Source organism: Enterobacteriaceae bacterium Kacie_13, from assembly GCA_013457415.1.
Taxonomy (GTDB): Bacteria; Pseudomonadota; Gammaproteobacteria; order Enterobacterales; family Enterobacteriaceae; genus Rahnella.
In genome coordinates, this window is record CP045665.1 from 531838 (window position 1) to 549074 (window position 17237).

A 17237-nucleotide genomic window follows, 5' to 3' on the forward strand; every position below is an offset into this window, starting at 1 on the left:
ACTACTCGACACTGGCTGACAGGGAAGGGATGTTTCATACAGAGGCAGGAAAATGGCAGGTTGGGTGAATGAACCTGCCGTAATGCGGCTTTATTTATTATTCACTACAGGCTGATCGAGATGTACCACCGGATTTTCTGAATACAGATAACGGTCTACGTTGAATTCAAAATCATCACTGGTGGCGCGGAAAAGCATTTGTTTAGTGTTTTCCAGATGCTGCCACATTGCCAGTTTTGCCGCATGCGGATCCCGGCGGATCAGCGCTTTGAGGATCAGGTCATGATCTTCACACCAGCTTTCAATCGACTTTTCATCAATATGTTCATGCAGCTTGCGCCAGTAGGGGTTGTGTAAGCGCTGGCTCCACATCTTTTCCACGATGGTCGAGAGCGCGCTGTTTTGCGTCGCCTGCGCCACTTGCACGTGAAATTTAAGATCCCATTCTGAATCGCGGAACCGGTCTTCCTGACGTGCATGTTCCTGAATTTCCATCAGACGCATGATGTCCTGCTTGGTGACCTGCGTGGCGGCAAACTCCGCGATGTTACTTTCAATCAACTGGCGGGCCTGCAACAGCTCAAACGGACCTGCAGTGCCAAATTCAATACCGGAGTCCGGTACGACCAGATGGCGCTGCTGGTTGGACATCACATGAATGCCCGATCCTTTACGGACTTCCACGTAACCTTCCACTTCCAGCATGATAATCGCTTCACGCACCACGGTACGGCTGACATTCATTTCTTCGGAAATCAGACGTTCGGCGGGAAGTTTCTCGCCAACCGGATAGACTCCGGTTTCAACGCGCTCCTTGAGTGTGGCAGCCAGTTGTTGATATAGGCGTCTGGTGTCTGTGGATTCCATGTGAGTGCTCTTTAAAGTAGTGAACCTGCAACGAATGAGTCTGACAGATCCCGGGACCTGTTATACAAGTACCAGTATACGGTTTAAGAAGAGGGGATGCACCGTGCATTGGTCAGAAAGGCAGGGGGGATATCGCAGAAAAAGCAAAGCCCGGCAAAGGATCATACCGGGCTTAATCAGCGGATCAGGCTTTCGCGGTTTTTAGCGGAGCCGGTACCGGTTCTACTGCAGAACGGTTTTGCAATACTGTCCAGATGATGATTGCACCCAACAAGTCAAAGACGGCGAGCGCCGCAAACAGCGGGCTGAAACCGATGGTATCGGCCAGCGCACCGACGACCAGTGCAAACAGGGTACTTGCTGTCCAGGCGGCCATTCCGGTCAGTCCGTTGGCTGTCGCCACTTCGTTACGACCAAACACGTCAGAAGAGAGCGTAATAAGCGCGCCGGACAGTGACTGGTGAGCAAAGCCACCAACACACAATAAAGCGATAGCAGCGTACGGGCTGGTGAACAAGCCGATCATGCCTGGGCCAATCATCAGGACAGCACCCATGGTCACGACCATTTTGCGGGAAACAATCAGGTTCACTTTAAAATGCTTCTGGAAGAACGGCGGCAGATAACCACCCAGGATACAGCCGAGGTCAGCAAACAGCATCGGCATCCAGGCGAACATCGCGATTTCTTTCAGGTTAAAGCCATACACCTTGAACATAAACAGCGGGATCCAGGCGTTGAATGTGCCCCAGGCTGGTTCAGCCAGAAAACGTGGCAGCGCGATACCCCAGAACTGACGGTTACGCAGAATTTCCCAGGCAGACATTTTCTTGCCGTTAGTGGTTTGGTGCTGTGCTTCCTGACCTTCCAGAATGTAGTCGCGTTCACCGTCACTGAGTTTTTTCTGATCTTTCGGGTGTTTGTACAGAACCAACCAGCTGATCGCCCAAATCATGCTAAGCGCACCGGTGATAACGAATGCGAGCTGCCAGCTGTGCATGATGATGCACCAGACAACCAGCGGTGGTGCAATCATGCCGCCGATAGAAGAACCGACGTTAAAGTAGCCGACGGCAATAGAACGTTCTTTTGCCGGGAACCATTCGCTGCTGGCTTTAAGACCGGCAGGGATCATCGCGGCTTCTGCCATACCGACAGCGCCACGAGCGATGGCGAGGCCACCCCAGCTGCTGGCCAGTGCGGTTGCCATACAGAAGATGGCCCACATGATGGCAAACATGGCGTAACCGACTTTGGTGCCCATTACGTCAAGCACATAACCGGCAACTGGCTGCATCAGGGTATAGCAGGCGGAGTAGGCGGCGATAATATAAGAATATTGTTGTGTACTGATGTTGAGCTGGCTCATCAGCGTTGGTGCTGCAGCGGCTATGGCGTTACGTGTTAAATAACCTAATACAGTACCGACTGTGACCAGCCCGATCATGTACCAGCGTAACCCTTTGATCTTACCCATTTAACTCACTCCCAGTAAATAATCCGGCGATGGCGCCTATGGCTGTCATCGCGCATTTCGCGCCATCTGACTCAGCATGGGCTTCTGGCTTTTCCTTAAAGTGTTTTCCGGGAACATCGCCGCCAGAGGATTTCGCTGGGGGGAGCTGCCCGATGACTCACGCACTGCTTTATTCTTATCTGTGCGTAAGGGTCCGATGAACTTCCTGCACACCAGAACAACTTCTTCACCTTCCGGCTGACTGCACCTGAGAAGTGTTGTCCGGCAACAGCGAAAGGACGTGGCAGGTAATCTCTGACGCTCTTGTCCGGACGCAGCAAAGATAACTTGTCATACAGATTTAAAATTTGAATGACATCACAAAACCACATTTAAACTGTGTGCTTACTTAACTTTTTTAACTTCACGGTTATTTACTTGATTTTACAGAGTTAATTGATTTTTTATCGATTGCCGTCACACTTTTCGTTGGTTGAGTAACAACCAGTGCCCGAAAAATCAAACCAAAGTGGTGTAACAACTTTACGATTTGTTCACAATCGCGGAAAGGAGAGCAAAAGCCCCTCTGTGCAAGCCAATTGCGGGCGGCTAAGGTTGCTGGCTGATAAATAACTTGTCATACCGATTTAAAGTTTGAGTGACATCACAAAATCACACTCGGAATGTGAGGATAATAGCGGCCAGTGCTTCAAGACTCTAAAGTTTTTGTTTTACAGAGAATTAGTGTGTGTTTTACAACGGAAATCGCCCACTTTCGCACAAGAGTACCCCTAAAAAGAGCTGGACGATAAACTGAATTGGTGTGATAACTTCGCACCATTGAGAGACAACTCTACAGAATTCATGATGAGGAACCTAAGATGGCGCAGTTTTTAACGGAAGACTTCCTTCTCGACACTGAATTCGCACGTCGCCTGTATCACGACTATGCGAAAGATGAGCCTATTTTCGACTACCACTGCCATTTGCCACCTGAGCTGATTGCGCAGGATTATCAATTTAAAAACATGTATGACATTTGGTTGAAAGGCGATCACTACAAATGGCGTGCGATGCGTGCCAATGGTGTGCCTGAGCGTATGTGTACCGGCGATGCCAGTGACCGCGAGAAGTTTGACGCCTGGGCGGCAACGGTTCCGCACACTATCGGTAACCCGCTGTACCACTGGACCCACCTCGAGCTGCGCCGTCCGTTTGGTATCACCGGTAAATTGCTTTCTCCGTCTACCGCTGGCGAAATCTGGGAACGCGGTAATGCTTTGCTGGCGCAGGATAACTTCACAGCCCGTGGCATCATGAAACAGATGAACGTGAAAATGGTCGGTACCACCGATGACCCGATCGATTCTCTGGAACATCACAAAGCCGTGGCGCAGGACAGCAGCTTTGACATCAAAGTGCTGCCAAGCTGGCGTCCGGATAAAGCCTTCAACATTGAAGCAGCGACCTTCGTGGATTACATGAAGAAACTGGAAACGGCCTCTGATGTGTCGATCACTCGTTTCAGCGATCTGCGTGATGCCCTGAAAAAACGAATGGATCACTTCGCGGCGCACGGCTGCAAAGTGTCCGACCACGCGCTGGACGTTGTGGTATACGGCGAAGCGGACGACGCGACGCTGGACGGCATTCTGGCACGTCGTCTGAGCGGTGAAACGCCAACTCCGGCAGAAATCGCGCAGTTCAAAACCGGCGTTTTGCTGTATCTGGCTTCTGAATATCAGCGTCGCGAATGGGTACAGCAGTACCACATTGGCGCGCTACGTAATAACAATACCCGTATGTTCCAGCTGATCGGCGCAGACGTCGGCTTCGACTCTATTAATGACCAGCCGCTGGCCGAACCGCTGTCCAAATTACTGGGTGCACAAGGTATGGCCAGTGGCCTGCCGAAAACTATTCTGTACTGCCTGAACCCGCGTGATAACGAAGTGATCGGCACTATGGTGGGTAACTTCCAGGGCGAAGGGATGCCGGGCAAGATGCAGTTCGGCTCTGGCTGGTGGTTCAACGACCAGAAAGACGGCATGCAGCGCCAGATGACTCAGCTCGCTAACCTCGGCTTGCTCAGCCGTTTCGTCGGCATGCTGACCGACAGCCGCAGCTTCCTGTCTTATACCCGTCACGAATACTTCCGCCGCGTTCTGTGCCAGATGATCGGTCGCTGGGTGGAAGATGGCGAAGCGCCGGCAGACATCGAACTGCTGGGTACTATGGTGAAAAATATCTGCTTCGACAACGCCAAACAGTATTTTCAGATCGAACTGAACTAGAAGTGCATGTCGGAGCACAGGTTCCTGTGCTCCGATAATAAACAGCGCAATAACAACTCATTATCCCCTTTAGTACGGCGGCCACAGGATACATTCTTTGTCCTCAAAGACCGGCGTCTGAGCAAATTAAGGTAAATGTAAGATGCAAAGGTTAAATCGCCGTGACTTTCCAGGCCGTCATCATCCCGACAAAATTATTCAGTTCGGTGAAGGTAACTTTTTGCGGGCGTTCGTTGACTGGCAAATCGACCTGCTAAATGAACATACCGATCTGAACGCCGGTATCGTGATCGTTCGCCCGATTGACACCGATTTCCCGCCTTCGCTCAGCACGCAAGATGGCTTGTACACCACTATCATCAGCGGTCTGAACGAGCAGGGTGAAACGGTGCGTGACACCCGTATCATTCGTTCCGTGAACCGTGAAATCAATATCTACCATCAGTTCGATGAATATCTGGCGCTGGCGCGCGATCCGAATATTCGCTTTGTGTTTTCCAATACCACCGAAGCAGGTATCAGCTACGTCGAGAGCGATCGTCTGGAAGATGCGCCACCTGTCAGCTTCCCGGCCAAACTGACCCGTTTACTGTTCGAGCGTTTCACTCACTTCTCCGGTGCCGCCGATAAAGGCTGGGTTTTACTGCCGTGTGAACTGATCGACTACAACGGCGAAGCCTTACAGGAACTGGTGCTGCGTTATGCCCAACAGTGGGCGTTACCAGCGGCCTTTACCCAATGGCTGCAAACCAGCAATACTTTCTGCTCAACGCTGGTTGACCGCATCGTAACCGGTTATCCGCGCAGCGAAGTGGACAGCCTGCAGCAGGAACTGGGCTATCAGGACAGCTTCTTCGACAGCGCCGAACACTTCTATCTGTTCGTGATCCAGGGGCCGAAAAGTCTTGCTCAGGAACTCCGTCTGGACAAACTGCCGTTGAACATTCGTCTGGTTGACGACATCAAACCATACAAAGAACGCAAAGTAGCGATCCTCAACGGTGCGCACACCGCGCTGGTGCCGGTGGCATTTCTCTGTGGTCTGAACACCGTCGGCGAGTCCATGAATGATGCGCAGTTAAGCCGCTTTGTGGAGCTGGCTATCTCTGAAGAAATCTCGCCGGTGCTGGATCTGCCGCAGGATGAACTGACCTCCTTCGCGCAGGCGGTGCTGAGCCGTTTCCGCAACCCGTTCATTCAGCATCAGCTGTTGTCGATTGCGCTGAACGGTATGACCAAATACCGCACCCGCATTCTGCCGCAGCTGCTGGCAAGTCAGGAAAAACATCAGATCCTGCCGCCGCGCCTGACCTTCGCGCTGGCCGCCTTGCTGGCGTTTTATCGTGGTGAACGCAATGGTGAAATCTATCCGTTGCAGGATGACGCGCACTGGCTGAGCCGTTTTTCAGAACTGTGGAGCGGCGTGCGTACTGGCGAATTACCGCTGGCCGGACTGGTGGAAACCGTACTGGCCGATGAAGAACACTGGGGACGGGATCTCAATACCGTGCCTGGCCTGACCGCCAAAGTGACCGAACAGTTACAGGCGATCGAAGACCGTGGCATGCGCGATGCGCTGGCGGCTTACAGCTAAGAGGGCGACTATGCAAAGTATTATTCAAATTCATCCTGCTGATAACGTCGCCGTGGCACTGCGCGACATTGACGCCGGTGAGCGCGTCGAAGCGGGCGACTATCAGGTTGTGTTACCTCAAGCGGTGGCGCGTGGTCACAAATTTGCCCTGCGCCCGATTGCTGCCGGGGAAAACATTGTCAAATACGGCCTGCCGATTGGCCATGCGCTGTCGGCGATCGAACCGGGTGTGCATATTCATTCACAAAATGGCAAAACCAATTTAAGCGATTTGGATCAGTACGAGTATCAACCGGAGTTTGTGACCGTGCCTGAGCAGATGGCCGATCGCGACGTTCAGATCTACCGTCGTAAAGACGGTCAGGTGGGGATCCGCAACGAGCTGTGGCTTATCCCGACGGTGGGCTGTGTGAACGGCATCGCCCGTCAGATCCAGACGCGTTTTCTGAAAGAGACCAACGACGCAGAAGGCACTGACGGCGTTTACCTGTTTACGCATCCATTTGGCTGTTCGCAGCTGGGCGACGATCACGTCAACACCCGTACCATGCTGCAAAACATGGTTCGCCATCCCAACGCCGGTGCGGTGCTGGTGATTGGCCTGGGTTGTGAAAATAATCAGGTGGACGTTTTCCGCGAAACGCTGGGTGACGTCGACGAAGACCGCGTGCGTTTCATGACGCTGCAAAAATTCGATGACGAAGTCGAGGCCGGTCTTGAGCGTCTGCGTGAGCTGTATGCCGTCATGCGTGACGACAAACGCGAGAGCGGCAAACTCAGCGAGCTGAAGTTTGGTCTCGAATGCGGTGGTTCCGACGGACTGTCAGGCATCACCGCCAACCCGCTGCTGGGGCGATTCTCCGACTATGTGATTGCCAACGGCGGTACCTCCGTGCTGACCGAAGTGCCGGAAATGTTTGGCGCAGAGCGTATCCTGATGAGCCGTTGCCGCGACGAATCGACGTTTGAAAAAACCGTCCACATGGTGAACGACTTCAAACAGTACTTCATCGAACATAATCAGCCGATTTACGAAAACCCGTCTCCGGGCAACAAAGCCGGGGGGATCACCACGCTGGAAGAGAAGTCACTGGGCTGTACGCAGAAAGCCGGTCAAAGCCCGGTCATGGACGTACTGAAATACGGTGAACGCCTGACCACGCCGGGGCTAAACTTGCTCAGCGCGCCGGGTAACGATGCTGTCGCCACCAGCGCATTAGCCGGCGCCGGCTGCCACATGGTGCTGTTCAGTACCGGGCGCGGTACGCCATATGGCGGTTTCGTTCCGACGGTTAAACTGGCAACCAACAGCGAGCTGGCGGCGAAAAAAACCCACTGGATTGATTTCGACGCTGGTCAGCTCATCCACGATGTCTCCATGGATCAACTGCTGGGTGAATTCGTGGATCTGATCGTGGCAATCGCGGATGGCCGTAAAGCTAAAAACGAATTGAATGATTTCCGTGAACTGGCGATTTTTAAAAGCGGCGTCACATTGTAACCCTGCGGCTTTATCGTTAGGATGAAACGGCGTTTCAATTATGAAGCGCCGTTTTTACGTGACAGCTTTGCGTAGCAGCGATACGTAAAAAATCGACGAAGTCTTCTACGCAGAGAGCCTGATAAATGACGTATTACTGGTTTGCCCAGTCGATTGGCGTGGTGGCCTTTATTGTCGGCATCACCATGTTTTTCAACCGCAGCGATCGCCGTTTCAAACAGCAACTTTCCGCCTACAGCGCCATTATCGGCGTGCACTTCCTGCTGATGGGCGCCGCACCCGCAGGCATGAGCGCCTTGCTCAACTCCATCCGTACCCTGATTTCCCTGCGCACCCGCAACCAGTGGATTATGGTGATTTTCATCGTCCTGACGCTGGTCTTAGGCCTGAGCCGCGCGCATCACTGGATGGAATTATTGCCGGTCGGCGCCACCGTCGTCAGTACCTGGGCGCTGTTTCGCACCAGCGGGCTGACCACGCGCTGTATCATGTGGTGTTCAACTTGCTGCTGGGTGGCGCATAACGTCTGGCTTGGATCGATTGGAGGCTCGCTGATCGAGGGCAGTTTTCTCATCATGAACGGTTTTAACATCATCCGCTTCCGCCGCCTGCAACTGCGGGGTATCGATCCTTTCGAGGTGGAAAAGAAGATTGTGAAGAAGATGGATGAAAACAAATCGACGGAGTGAGAGTTCACTCCGTCTCAGGAGAATTACTCTTCCAGCTTAAGCGGCGGCAGTTGCGCGAAGATACTTAACAGGCCTTCGCCCCAGCCTTTGCGGATCATGTCGAAATACGGGTGTGTTTCGGTGATCCGGTATTGCTGCGCGGTGCTGTAACTGTCGGTCGGATAGGTCAGAACGTCCAGCGGCAGGCCGACGGACAGATTACTGCGCAGCGTCGAATCCATCGAAATCAGCGCGCACTGCATCGCCTGATCGAGCGGGGTGTCGAAGCTCAGCACGCGATCGATAATCGGTTTGCCGTACTTGCTTTCACCCACCTGAAAATAGGGTGTGTCGTGCGTGGCTTCGATGAAGTTACCCTGTGGATAAATGTGGAACAACCGCAGCCCTTCGCCCCTTATCTGGCCGCCGAGCAGCAGGTTGCAGCTGAAATCCGTGGTGCCGCCCTGATTCGCGCCGCTGTCACGGGCAATCACTTCGCGCACCGTTTCCCCGAGCAGGCTGGCGGCGTCATACATCGACTTCACGTTGAGCAGATTTTCTCGCTCATCATCCTGACAGCGGCGATGCAGCAGACTGATAATGCTCTGTGTGGTTGCCAGATTTCCGGCACTTTGGAGCACCAGCACGCGTTCATCGCTTTGATGAAAAACATGCAGTTTTCGGAAAGTGGAAATATGATCCACTCCGGCGTTGGTGCGCGAGTCTGATACAAACACCAGGCCAGAGGACAAGCGCATGGCCACACAGTAAGTCATAGAAAAATCTTCCTATTTAAATCAGTCAGGTTTATTGCGGAATGTCGAACATCTCGACCGCCGCGACAGTGCGCATGTCTTCGCATCCCCCACCTAACCGGATACCGCGGACCGGGCATGCATCAAGATAATCTATGCCGATAGCCAGTTTCAAATGCTGATTGGGCTGGCAGGTATTATTCGTGACATCGAAGCTTTGCCAACGGTCATCCAGCCAGGCTTCTGCCCACGCGTGCATCGCCACATGGGCAGAGTCTTGAGTGTAGAGATAACCGCTGACGTAACGTGCCGGAATGCCCAGGCTGCGGCAACAGGCGAGAAAAACGTGCGTATGATCCTGACACACGCCTTGCTGAGCGGAAAATGCCTGCGAGGCGCTGTCTTTCACCGTGGTGGTGCCGGGGCTGTAGGGCATTTTCAGCAACAGCTCACCCATCAGGCTGCATAAACTTTCGTGTTGTGCCTGCGGCCGGTAATAGCGGTTGGCAAAATCGCGGATCGCACCATCGGCCAGCGTCAGCGGACTGGTGCGTAAAAACACCAGCGGCGAGAGATGCCCGCAGTTATCGTCCTCGGTATTGTCTTCAATTTCGACCACGCCATTCGCTTCAATGGTGATCGCCTGATGCGGCTGATCCAGTGTCAGCACATGCAGTACGTTGCCGTAGGCATCAAAGGTGCGGGTGGCGTATTCCGGCAGTGTTAGATCCCATGACAGGATTTTCTGATGGCTGGAATTCTGCGGCGTAAGACGCAGATATTGTGTGCTGTGTTTGACCTGTTGCGCATAGGTGTAATGCGTCTGATGACTGACATTCAGTTTCATTATTGTGCCTCCAGATAGGTCTGATGGATGCTCTCTGCGATAGCGCCGGTCTGGTCGAGGAACTGCATCAACCAGGGGCTGAGGCCCATTTCGACAATTTCTTCCATTTCGGTGAAGCGTAGCTGCGCATGCAGGGTGTGCACGCGTCGACGTGGCAGATTACCCGCCGTACCGCCTATTTCTTCCAGCTGTTCGGCCATGATTTCTACGCATGACAACAGGGAGCGCGGCAACTCACGGCGCAGTATCAGCAGCTCGGCGATGCGCTTCTGGCTGAGTTGCTGCTTGTAAAGTGTATGGAACGCTTCGCGGGCGCTGACGGCGCGCAGCAGCGTGTCCATCCGGTAATATTCGCGCACCGGATCTTCATCCGCGTTAAGGAGTTGATTTTTAGCGTCCAGCAGGCGCGCCGTACTGTCTGCGCGTTCAAGCATGGTGCCGAGCCGGATGAAGTTTTGGGCGTCGCTGCGCAGCAACGTGCCGAACATCGCGCCGCGAAACAGATGTGAGCGCTCCTTAACCCAGTCGAAGAAGGAGTCCGCACCGGCGGAACCGACGCCCTGACGGCGGATCAGTTTCATCTCAATCCAGGTGGCGTTGATGCTTTCCCAGACTTCAGAGGACAGGCTGCCGCGCACCGCGTGGGCGTTGTTCCACGCCATTTGCAGACAGCTATAAATACTGCCGTGATTGATGTTATCCAGCGCGAAAAAGTTGAGCAGATTGCTCATGGTCAGCTGCGAATAATGTTCATTAAACAGCGTGCGGGTGCCGGTCATGGTCAGTGGCACCAGCAGATCGTTATTTTCATCGCGCGCCATGACGTCACGGATAGACATCATCGACAGCTTGTTGGTGACGTCCAGCAGACGGGCGATATTCTCGGCGCGTTCCAGATAACGCGCCATCCAGTACAGCTCACTGGCGGTTCTGCTTAGCATGCGTCATCCTCCGTCGAATCTTCTTCTTCCAGCACCCAGGTATCTTTCGTGCCGCCGCCCTGCGATGAGTTGACCACCAGAGAACCTTCCGCCAGCGCCACACGGGTTAAACCGCCGGGCACCAGACGGATCTCCGCGCCGGTGAGCGCGAAAGGTCGCAAATCGATATGGCGCGGTGCCAGGCCATTTTCGACAAACGTCGGGCAGGTGGAGAGCGCAAGTGTTTCCTGCGCGATATAATTCTCGGGGCGGGTTTTCAGTAAATCGCGAAAACGTGCCAGTTCCTCAAGGCTGGCCGTCGGACCAATCAGCATGCCGTAACCGCCCGCGCCGTGAACCTCTTTCACCACCATTTTGTCCAGATTCGCCAGCACAAAAGACAGGTCAGATTCCTTGCGGCATTGCCACGTCGGCACGTTATTGAGGATAGGATCTTCGCCCAGGTAGTAGCGGATCATCTCCGGTACATACGGGTAGATCGATTTGTCATCCGCCACGCCGGTACCGATGGCATTCGCCAGCACCACGCCACCGGCGCGATAGACCGACAGCAGGCCGGGCACGCCGAGCATGGAATCAGCGCGAAACGCCAGCGGATCCAAAAACGCATCGTCGATACGCCGGTAGATAACGTCGATCTTGCACGGACCCGCAGTGGTGCGCATCAATACTGCACCGTCTTTAACGAACAAATCGGCGCTTTCCACCAGCTCGACGCCCATTTGCTGTGCAAGGAAACTGTGCTCGAAATAGGCGCTGTTAAAGCGTCCCGGCGTCAGTACGACGACGGTAGGATCGTTGACCGGTGTGCTTTCACGCAGAGTTTGCAGCAGATGAGAAGGGTAGCGCGAAACCGGCGCGATGCGCTGTTCGGCAAACAGCTCCGGATATAACCGCATCATCATTTTGCGGTTTTCCATCATGTAGGAAACGCCGGAGGGTGTGCGCAGGTTGTCCTCAAGCACGTAATATTCACCATCGCCGCCGCGCACCATATCGGTTCCGGCAATGTGCGCGTAAGTATCGCGATGAAGATCGATACCCTGCATGCAGGGCTGATACTGATCGTTGGCCAGCACCTGTTCAGCAGGCACCAGCCCGGCTTTGAGTATTTTCTGGTCGTGGTAAATATCATGCAGAAATGCGTTCAGCGCCTGTACTCGCTGGCGGATACCGCGATCGAGCATTTGCCATTCCCCGGCGGGAATAATGCGCGGCACGCTGTCAAACGGGATCAGCCGCTCTGCGCCATCATCTTCGCCGTAAACATTAAAGGTTATCCCCACCCGGTGGAACAGCAGCGCAGCTTCCTCCTTCTTGCGCTGAACGGCCTGTTGATCGGCCTGCTGCAACCACTGCCAGTAAGCCTGATAATGGCTGCGGTGTTTCCCTTCAGCCATTAACATCTCATCAAAAAAGGGTGAATCGGAAAGGTCAATCTTAATCATCATCACCTCACAAACTGGACCGGCTGCAATTGAATCGTTCAATAACGATGAAGATCAGGCATAAAGTGTGCCATCGTGCAAAACGGGCATAAAATCAGTAAAAAAGAGGGGAGTCTGCTTAATTATAGGGCGTGCTGAGGTTTCTTTGCCTGAAAAAGGGGCAAAAAAAACCAGCCCGCAGGCTGGTCTGGTGCATCACGGGCGCGAGTTAACGACGAACAGCGATGGCTTCGATTTCGATTTTCACGTCTTTTGGCAGACGGGCAACTTCCACGCATGAACGCGCAGGGAAAGGCGCTTTATGCTCGGTGAAAAATGCTTCATAAGTGGCGTTAACGGTGGCGAAGTCATTCAGATCTTTTACAAAAACGGTCGTTTTCACGATGTCTGAAACTTTCAGGCCAGCGGCTTCGACGATAGCCTGCACGTTTTCCAGTGACTGACGCGCCTGAGCGGCGATGTCTTCGGCTACGGCACCGGTTTTAGGATCCACGGGGATCTGACCGGAAGTGATGATCATGCTGCCCAGATCTACGCCCTGAACATAAGGACCGATGGCGGCTGGTGCGTTTTCAGTGCTGATTTCGCGGGACATAATGTCTCCTGATTATTGAGTAGTTGGAACGAGATTCGAGCCAGTATAATCGGTCAGTCGTTGTTGAGCACGACCTGATGCTCAAACTCTTTCTCGCAATACTTACATTTCAGGTGCACGCCGTCAGCACGCTGTTTCACGGCAAAGCTCGAATCCACTGGCTCGAAGCGGCTGATGCAGTTGCCGTTCGGACAGCGCAAAACGCCCACAATCCGGTCTGGCAGTGTCGGCATCAGCTTCTTCACTACTTCATAATCATCAATGCGGTTCACCGTGGCGCGCGGAGCATAGACCGCCAGCTGATTGACCTGTTCATCGGTCAGGAAGGTATTCTCGATTTTGATGATGTCTTTGCGGCCAAGTTCACCGGAAGGCAGGTTCAGGCCGACGGTCACGCGTTGTTCAGTCTGGGTAAATTTGAACAGCGACAGCAATTTGAACCCGACCTGTGCCGGAATATGGTCGATGACCGTGCCGCATTTGATCGCTTCAACCTGAAGTTTATTGTCGTGAGTCATTGTCGTTTTCTCCTCAAGTTTACTGTGCAGTGTCTGCGTTCAGAACCAGCGCCAGCAAAGCCTGACGCGCAAAAATTCCGTTGCCGGCCTGCTGGAAATACCAGGCGTAAGGGGTTTTATCTACGTCCGGAGTAATTTCGTCGATGCGTGGCAGCGGGTGCAGGACTTTCAGATGCGGCTGTGCGTCTGCCAGATCGGCGGCACGCAGAACAAACTGGGCTTTGACGTTGGCGTACTCGGACGGATCCAGACGCTCTTTCTGCACACGGGTCATGTACAGAATGTCGATTTCCGGCACCACTTCGTCGATGCTGCTATGCAGACTGTATTCAATTCCTTTCTCTTCAAGCAGCGCCAGAATGTAGCCCGGCATCGCCAGCGCGTCGGGCGCGATAAAGTAGAAACGGTTGCCGTTGAATTTCGCCAGCGCCTGCGCCAGAGAGTGGACAGTACGACCATATTTCAAATCGCCGACCATCGCGATTTTGATGTTATCCAGACGTCCCTGGGTTTCCTGAATGGTGAACAAATCCAGCAGCGTCTGCGTCGGATGCTGGTTTGCACCATCACCGGCGTTAAGGACAGGAATGCCACCGGAGAATTCTGTCGCCAGACGCGCCGCGCCTTCCTGCGGATGGCGCATCACGATGGCATCGACGTAGGTACTGATCACCGAAATGGTATCGGCCAGCGTTTCGCCTTTTTTGCCGAGCGAGGTATTGCTGCCGTCGGAGAACCCGACTACCGACGCGCCGAGGCGATGCATGGACGTCTCAAATGACAGACGCGTGCGCGTTGAGGCTTCGAAGAAACAGCTGGCGATCACTTTGTGTTTCAGGAGCTCAGGCTGCGGCGTGGCTTTCAGGCTGGCGGCGGTGTCGAGCACCAGCTCCAGCTCCTCGCGGCTGAGATCGTTGATTGAAATGATGTCTTTTTGATACAGCGGATTCGCCATCGTCATTCTCCTGTTTCTTTGTTCTTAAAAGATGTGCTCTCAACAAATGTGCACTCAAATTTCGGACAAAAAAAAGCCCCTGCAATGAGGGGCCTTTCTTTTTGATCAACTGAACGCTGACCGGCAATGCAACGGAAGAACAACGGCAGCGGGCTGCCTGATGGCACGGCGTTTGGTCGATCGTCTGAGCACAAAACCTGGCAATTGTTCATGGGTTCTCCCGGCAAATTGTGGCGCATTATACGCGCGTAACCGACGACATCAAGCGGAAAAATCACTCACAGGCAAACGGTTGGCTGCGTGCCACTTCACAGGCAAAAACTGTTAACTGGATCAAGTGGCGGACAGCCGGAGTGCTTTATTATAAGACGACTTTGAAACAACATTTCATTTTTACTTTAACGAAGGGAAACTCATGATCACCGGGAACATTCATCAGCTGCACTTAGTGCCTTATCTGCCCGCCGCACTGCGCGAAGCCATCGAGTTCGTTAAACAGCACATCACCGCCGATACTTCGCTGGGTAAACACGATATTTGCGGCGACGACGTATTTGTGCTGATTTCTAATGATTCCACTGCGCCTCAGGCGGAACGCCGCGCCGAGTTCCATGCGCGTTATCTGGATATCCAGATTGTCCTGAACGGCACCGAAGGGATGACGTTCAGTAACTTACCGGCGGGATATGTCGATACTGACTGGCTGGCGGACAAAGACATTGCGTTTCTCGCCGCCGGCGAACAGGAAAAAACCATGGTCATGCATGCCGGTGACTTCGTGGTCTTCTATCCGGGTGAAGTCCATAAACCGCTGTGCGCCGTCGGCGAACCGGCCAACGTGCGCAAAGCCGTGATCAAAATGGACGTCAGCGTTTTACCCGTTTAAGTTTTTGTGGGTTATCGCTTACTTCGCTTAAACAACTTCATCCGCCAGCGACGCAGCCTGCCAAGGCGTTCTGGCGCTTTCAGTTTGTGTTTGATCCACACCACCTGCCATGGCTGGAGCCGCGTCTGGCCGGTAAATACCTCTCCGCTGATCAGATCCTTACCCTCCACTGCCAGTTTTAACATCTGGGAATGGCTGCTGATGTTAAACACGCAGGTAATGCGATCCTCGGTTTTTGGGTCATAACGCTCCATCGCAAACAACGATTTCCCCAGATCAAAAACCCGCTGACCGGCCTGTGGTGAGAACGCAGGATGGGCGCGCCGGTGCTTAATCAGATCCTGTAATCCGTTGAACACGCGGGCGCGCAGGCCGTCTTTTTTCTCCAGCTCGGCTTCCAGTTTATCCAGATCCAACTTTTTACGGTTGATGCGCCGGTTGATGCCCGACTGGTGCATCCCCTCAAGATCATTTTCGCTGCCCAGCAGGCTGTGAATATAAATTGCCGGCACGCCGATGAATGACAGCAACAGCGCCTGCGCCGCCAGGAATTTCTGCGCCTTTATCTCGATGTCATCGTCCTGTTCGGTCAGCGCGCTCAGGTAATTGATATTTAGCTCGTAAGGCGAATGGGTGCCGTCACCGTTATCTTTGTAAGAGACGCGACCTTCTTTGCGCAGCGTTTCCTGCGCCATATATTTGCGTTCCTCATCGCTGAGGAAAGTTTCCGTCGGGCGTAACCCGATACCGTCATGGCTGGCGAGAAAGTTAAAATATGTCGTCTCGGGATAGCGCGCTTCGGCATTCAGACTTTGCGCCCACTTTGTCAGCGTAGTGGTGTCTTCGCGTAAAAAGGCGTGCAACGTCAGGGGCGGCAGAGGGAACTGATACACCATGTGCGCTTCATCACCTTCGCCGAAATAACTGATGTTTTCGTGGTGTGGCACGTTGGTCTCGGTAATCAGCCGGGTGCCGGGGATCACTTCATCCAGAATGGTGCGCCATACTTTGATGATGTTGTGCGCCTGCGGCATGTGAATGCACGATGTGCCCACTTCCTTCCAGATATAACCAATGGCATCGAGTCGGATAGACTGCCCGCCGCTGGCCGCGTATTGCAGCAGTACGTCGATGCTTTCCAGCAGCACTTGCGGATTTTTAAAATTGATATCCACCTGATCTTCGCTGAACGTCGTCCACAAATAGGGCTCAGTGCCGTCGGCTTTGATAAACGGCGTCAGCAGCGGTGACGCGCGCGGGCGGACGACACGGCTGTAATCAAGCTCAGGGTTGGAAGCGATAAAATAATTTTGGTAGTACGGATCGTCGTGCAAATAACCTTTCATCCAGTCGCTCGAGCGCGAGATGTGGTTGATCACGCAGTCAAACATCAGGTTAAAGTTTTCAGAAAGGTGGTGAATATCCGACCATCCACCGAGATTCTCGTCGATCCGCCGGTAGTCGATCACGCTAAATCCATCGTCGGAGCTGTACGGGTACATCGGCAAAATGTGAATATCGCTGATGATTTCACGCAGATACGTATTGGCAAAATGATTGAGCGTCGCCAGCGGTGGCTGCTCGCCGTGGCGCAGGTTGTCGCCGTAGGTGATCAGATAAATATGGGTGCCATCGACCCACTGCGTGGTGCGATGTTTGCCATAGTTCCATTTGTCGGCGAGATGCAGGATTTTTTTCAACAGATCGGCGATGTGTTCCCTGGGGTAAATCCTGCTTAACAGGCTTTCCAGCCGCAGGACATACTCAAGATTAACTGAGCTCATATCGGTTCCTTCTTACTGCGTTTGTGTTTTTTTGACGGAGTTATAAAACCAACGCACTGTAAAAAGGTTAGCTGAAAATGAAGGTCTGTGACGGCAAAAGGGGGAGATAGCAGAGCATTCTGGTGGAA

At 53.4% G+C, this 17237-nt stretch carries 16 protein-coding genes; 5 read left to right on the forward strand and 11 right to left on the reverse strand.

Annotated features, from left to right (window positions below; translation table 11 throughout):
- Positions 1-90: 90 nt before the first annotated feature.
- Both exuR and GE278_02455 read right to left on the reverse strand, forming a co-directional pair.
- Positions 91-867 carry a transcriptional regulator ExuR gene (gene exuR, locus GE278_02450; protein QLK59713.1) on the reverse strand — a complete coding sequence of 259 codons (777 nt, stop codon included), beginning with the start codon at positions 865-867 and terminating at the stop codon, positions 91-93.
- Between the two features lie 184 nt (positions 868-1051).
- A complete protein-coding gene (locus tag GE278_02455; GenBank protein QLK59714.1) occupies positions 1052-2344 on the reverse strand; it encodes an MFS transporter in 1293 nt (430 codons plus the stop codon).
- An 860-nt stretch (positions 2345-3204) separates the two neighbouring features.
- Between GE278_02455 and uxaC the strand changes: the two genes are divergently transcribed.
- The 4 genes from uxaC (at position 3205) to GE278_02475 (ending at position 8401) form a co-directional block, all read left to right on the forward strand.
- A complete protein-coding gene (uxaC, locus tag GE278_02460; GenBank protein QLK59715.1) occupies positions 3205-4617 on the forward strand; it encodes a glucuronate isomerase in 1413 nt (470 codons plus the stop codon).
- A 142-nt stretch (positions 4618-4759) separates the two neighbouring features.
- Positions 4760-6211 (forward strand): tagaturonate reductase, encoded by a 1452-nt coding sequence (locus GE278_02465; protein ID QLK59716.1) that lies wholly within the window; start codon positions 4760-4762, stop codon positions 6209-6211.
- Between the two features lie 10 nt (positions 6212-6221).
- Positions 6222-7712, forward strand: a complete 1491-nt coding sequence (locus tag GE278_02470) for an altronate dehydratase (GenBank protein ID QLK59717.1) — start codon at positions 6222-6224, stop codon at positions 7710-7712.
- Positions 7713-7837: 125 nt separating this feature from the next.
- A complete protein-coding gene (locus GE278_02475) occupies positions 7838-8401 on the forward strand; it encodes a YgjV family protein (protein ID QLK59718.1) in 564 nt (187 codons plus the stop codon).
- 23 nt (positions 8402-8424) lie between these two features.
- Here the strand turns inward: GE278_02475 and GE278_02480 are convergent, their stop codons facing one another.
- The 8 genes from GE278_02480 to GE278_02515 all read right to left on the reverse strand — a co-directional run bounded on the left by GE278_02480 (position 8425) and on the right by GE278_02515 (position 14651).
- Positions 8425-9156, reverse strand: coding sequence for a peptidase (locus tag GE278_02480; protein ID QLK59719.1), 732 nt, complete (start codon positions 9154-9156; stop codon positions 8425-8427).
- Positions 9157-9187: 31 nt separating this feature from the next.
- Complete coding sequence (locus GE278_02485) at positions 9188-9982, reverse strand: transglutaminase family protein (protein QLK59720.1); 795 nt, start codon at positions 9980-9982, stop codon at positions 9188-9190.
- Positions 9982-10923, reverse strand: a complete 942-nt coding sequence (locus GE278_02490; protein QLK59721.1) for a hypothetical protein — start codon at positions 10921-10923, stop codon at positions 9982-9984. The genes GE278_02485 and GE278_02490 overlap by 1 nt, the downstream gene beginning before the upstream one ends.
- The gene (locus tag GE278_02495; protein QLK59722.1) at positions 10917-12371 is read right to left on the reverse strand and encodes a circularly permuted type 2 ATP-grasp protein; all 1455 of its coding nucleotides are present in this window, start codon (positions 12369-12371) and stop codon (positions 10917-10919) included. Before GE278_02495 ends, GE278_02490 begins: the two co-directional genes overlap by 7 nt.
- A 208-nt stretch (positions 12372-12579) precedes the next feature.
- Positions 12580-12966: a 2-iminobutanoate/2-iminopropanoate deaminase gene (locus GE278_02500; protein QLK59723.1), complete on the reverse strand. Its 387-nt coding sequence runs from the start codon at positions 12964-12966 to the stop codon at positions 12580-12582.
- Between the two features lie 53 nt (positions 12967-13019).
- Positions 13020-13484 carry an aspartate carbamoyltransferase regulatory subunit gene (gene pyrI / locus GE278_02505; GenBank protein QLK59724.1) on the reverse strand — a complete coding sequence of 155 codons (465 nt, stop codon included), beginning with the start codon at positions 13482-13484 and terminating at the stop codon, positions 13020-13022.
- 19 nt (positions 13485-13503) lie between these two features.
- Positions 13504-14439 carry an aspartate carbamoyltransferase gene (gene pyrB, locus GE278_02510; GenBank protein ID QLK59725.1) on the reverse strand — a complete coding sequence of 312 codons (936 nt, stop codon included), beginning with the start codon at positions 14437-14439 and terminating at the stop codon, positions 13504-13506.
- A gap of 2 nt (positions 14440-14441) precedes the next feature.
- The gene (locus GE278_02515) at positions 14442-14651 is read right to left on the reverse strand and encodes a hypothetical protein (GenBank protein ID QLK59726.1); all 210 of its coding nucleotides are present in this window, start codon (positions 14649-14651) and stop codon (positions 14442-14444) included.
- Between the two features lie 203 nt (positions 14652-14854).
- On the opposite strand from GE278_02515, the gene GE278_02520 reads away from it, so the two are divergent.
- Entirely contained in the window at positions 14855-15325 is a 471-nt protein-coding gene (locus tag GE278_02520) for a YhcH/YjgK/YiaL family protein (GenBank protein ID QLK59727.1), read from the forward strand.
- Positions 15326-15336: 11 nt separating this feature from the next.
- Here the strand turns inward: GE278_02520 and GE278_02525 are convergent, their stop codons facing one another.
- Complete coding sequence (locus GE278_02525) at positions 15337-17109, reverse strand: sugar phosphorylase (GenBank protein ID QLK59728.1); 1773 nt, start codon at positions 17107-17109, stop codon at positions 15337-15339.
- Positions 17110-17237 lie beyond the last annotated feature (128 nt).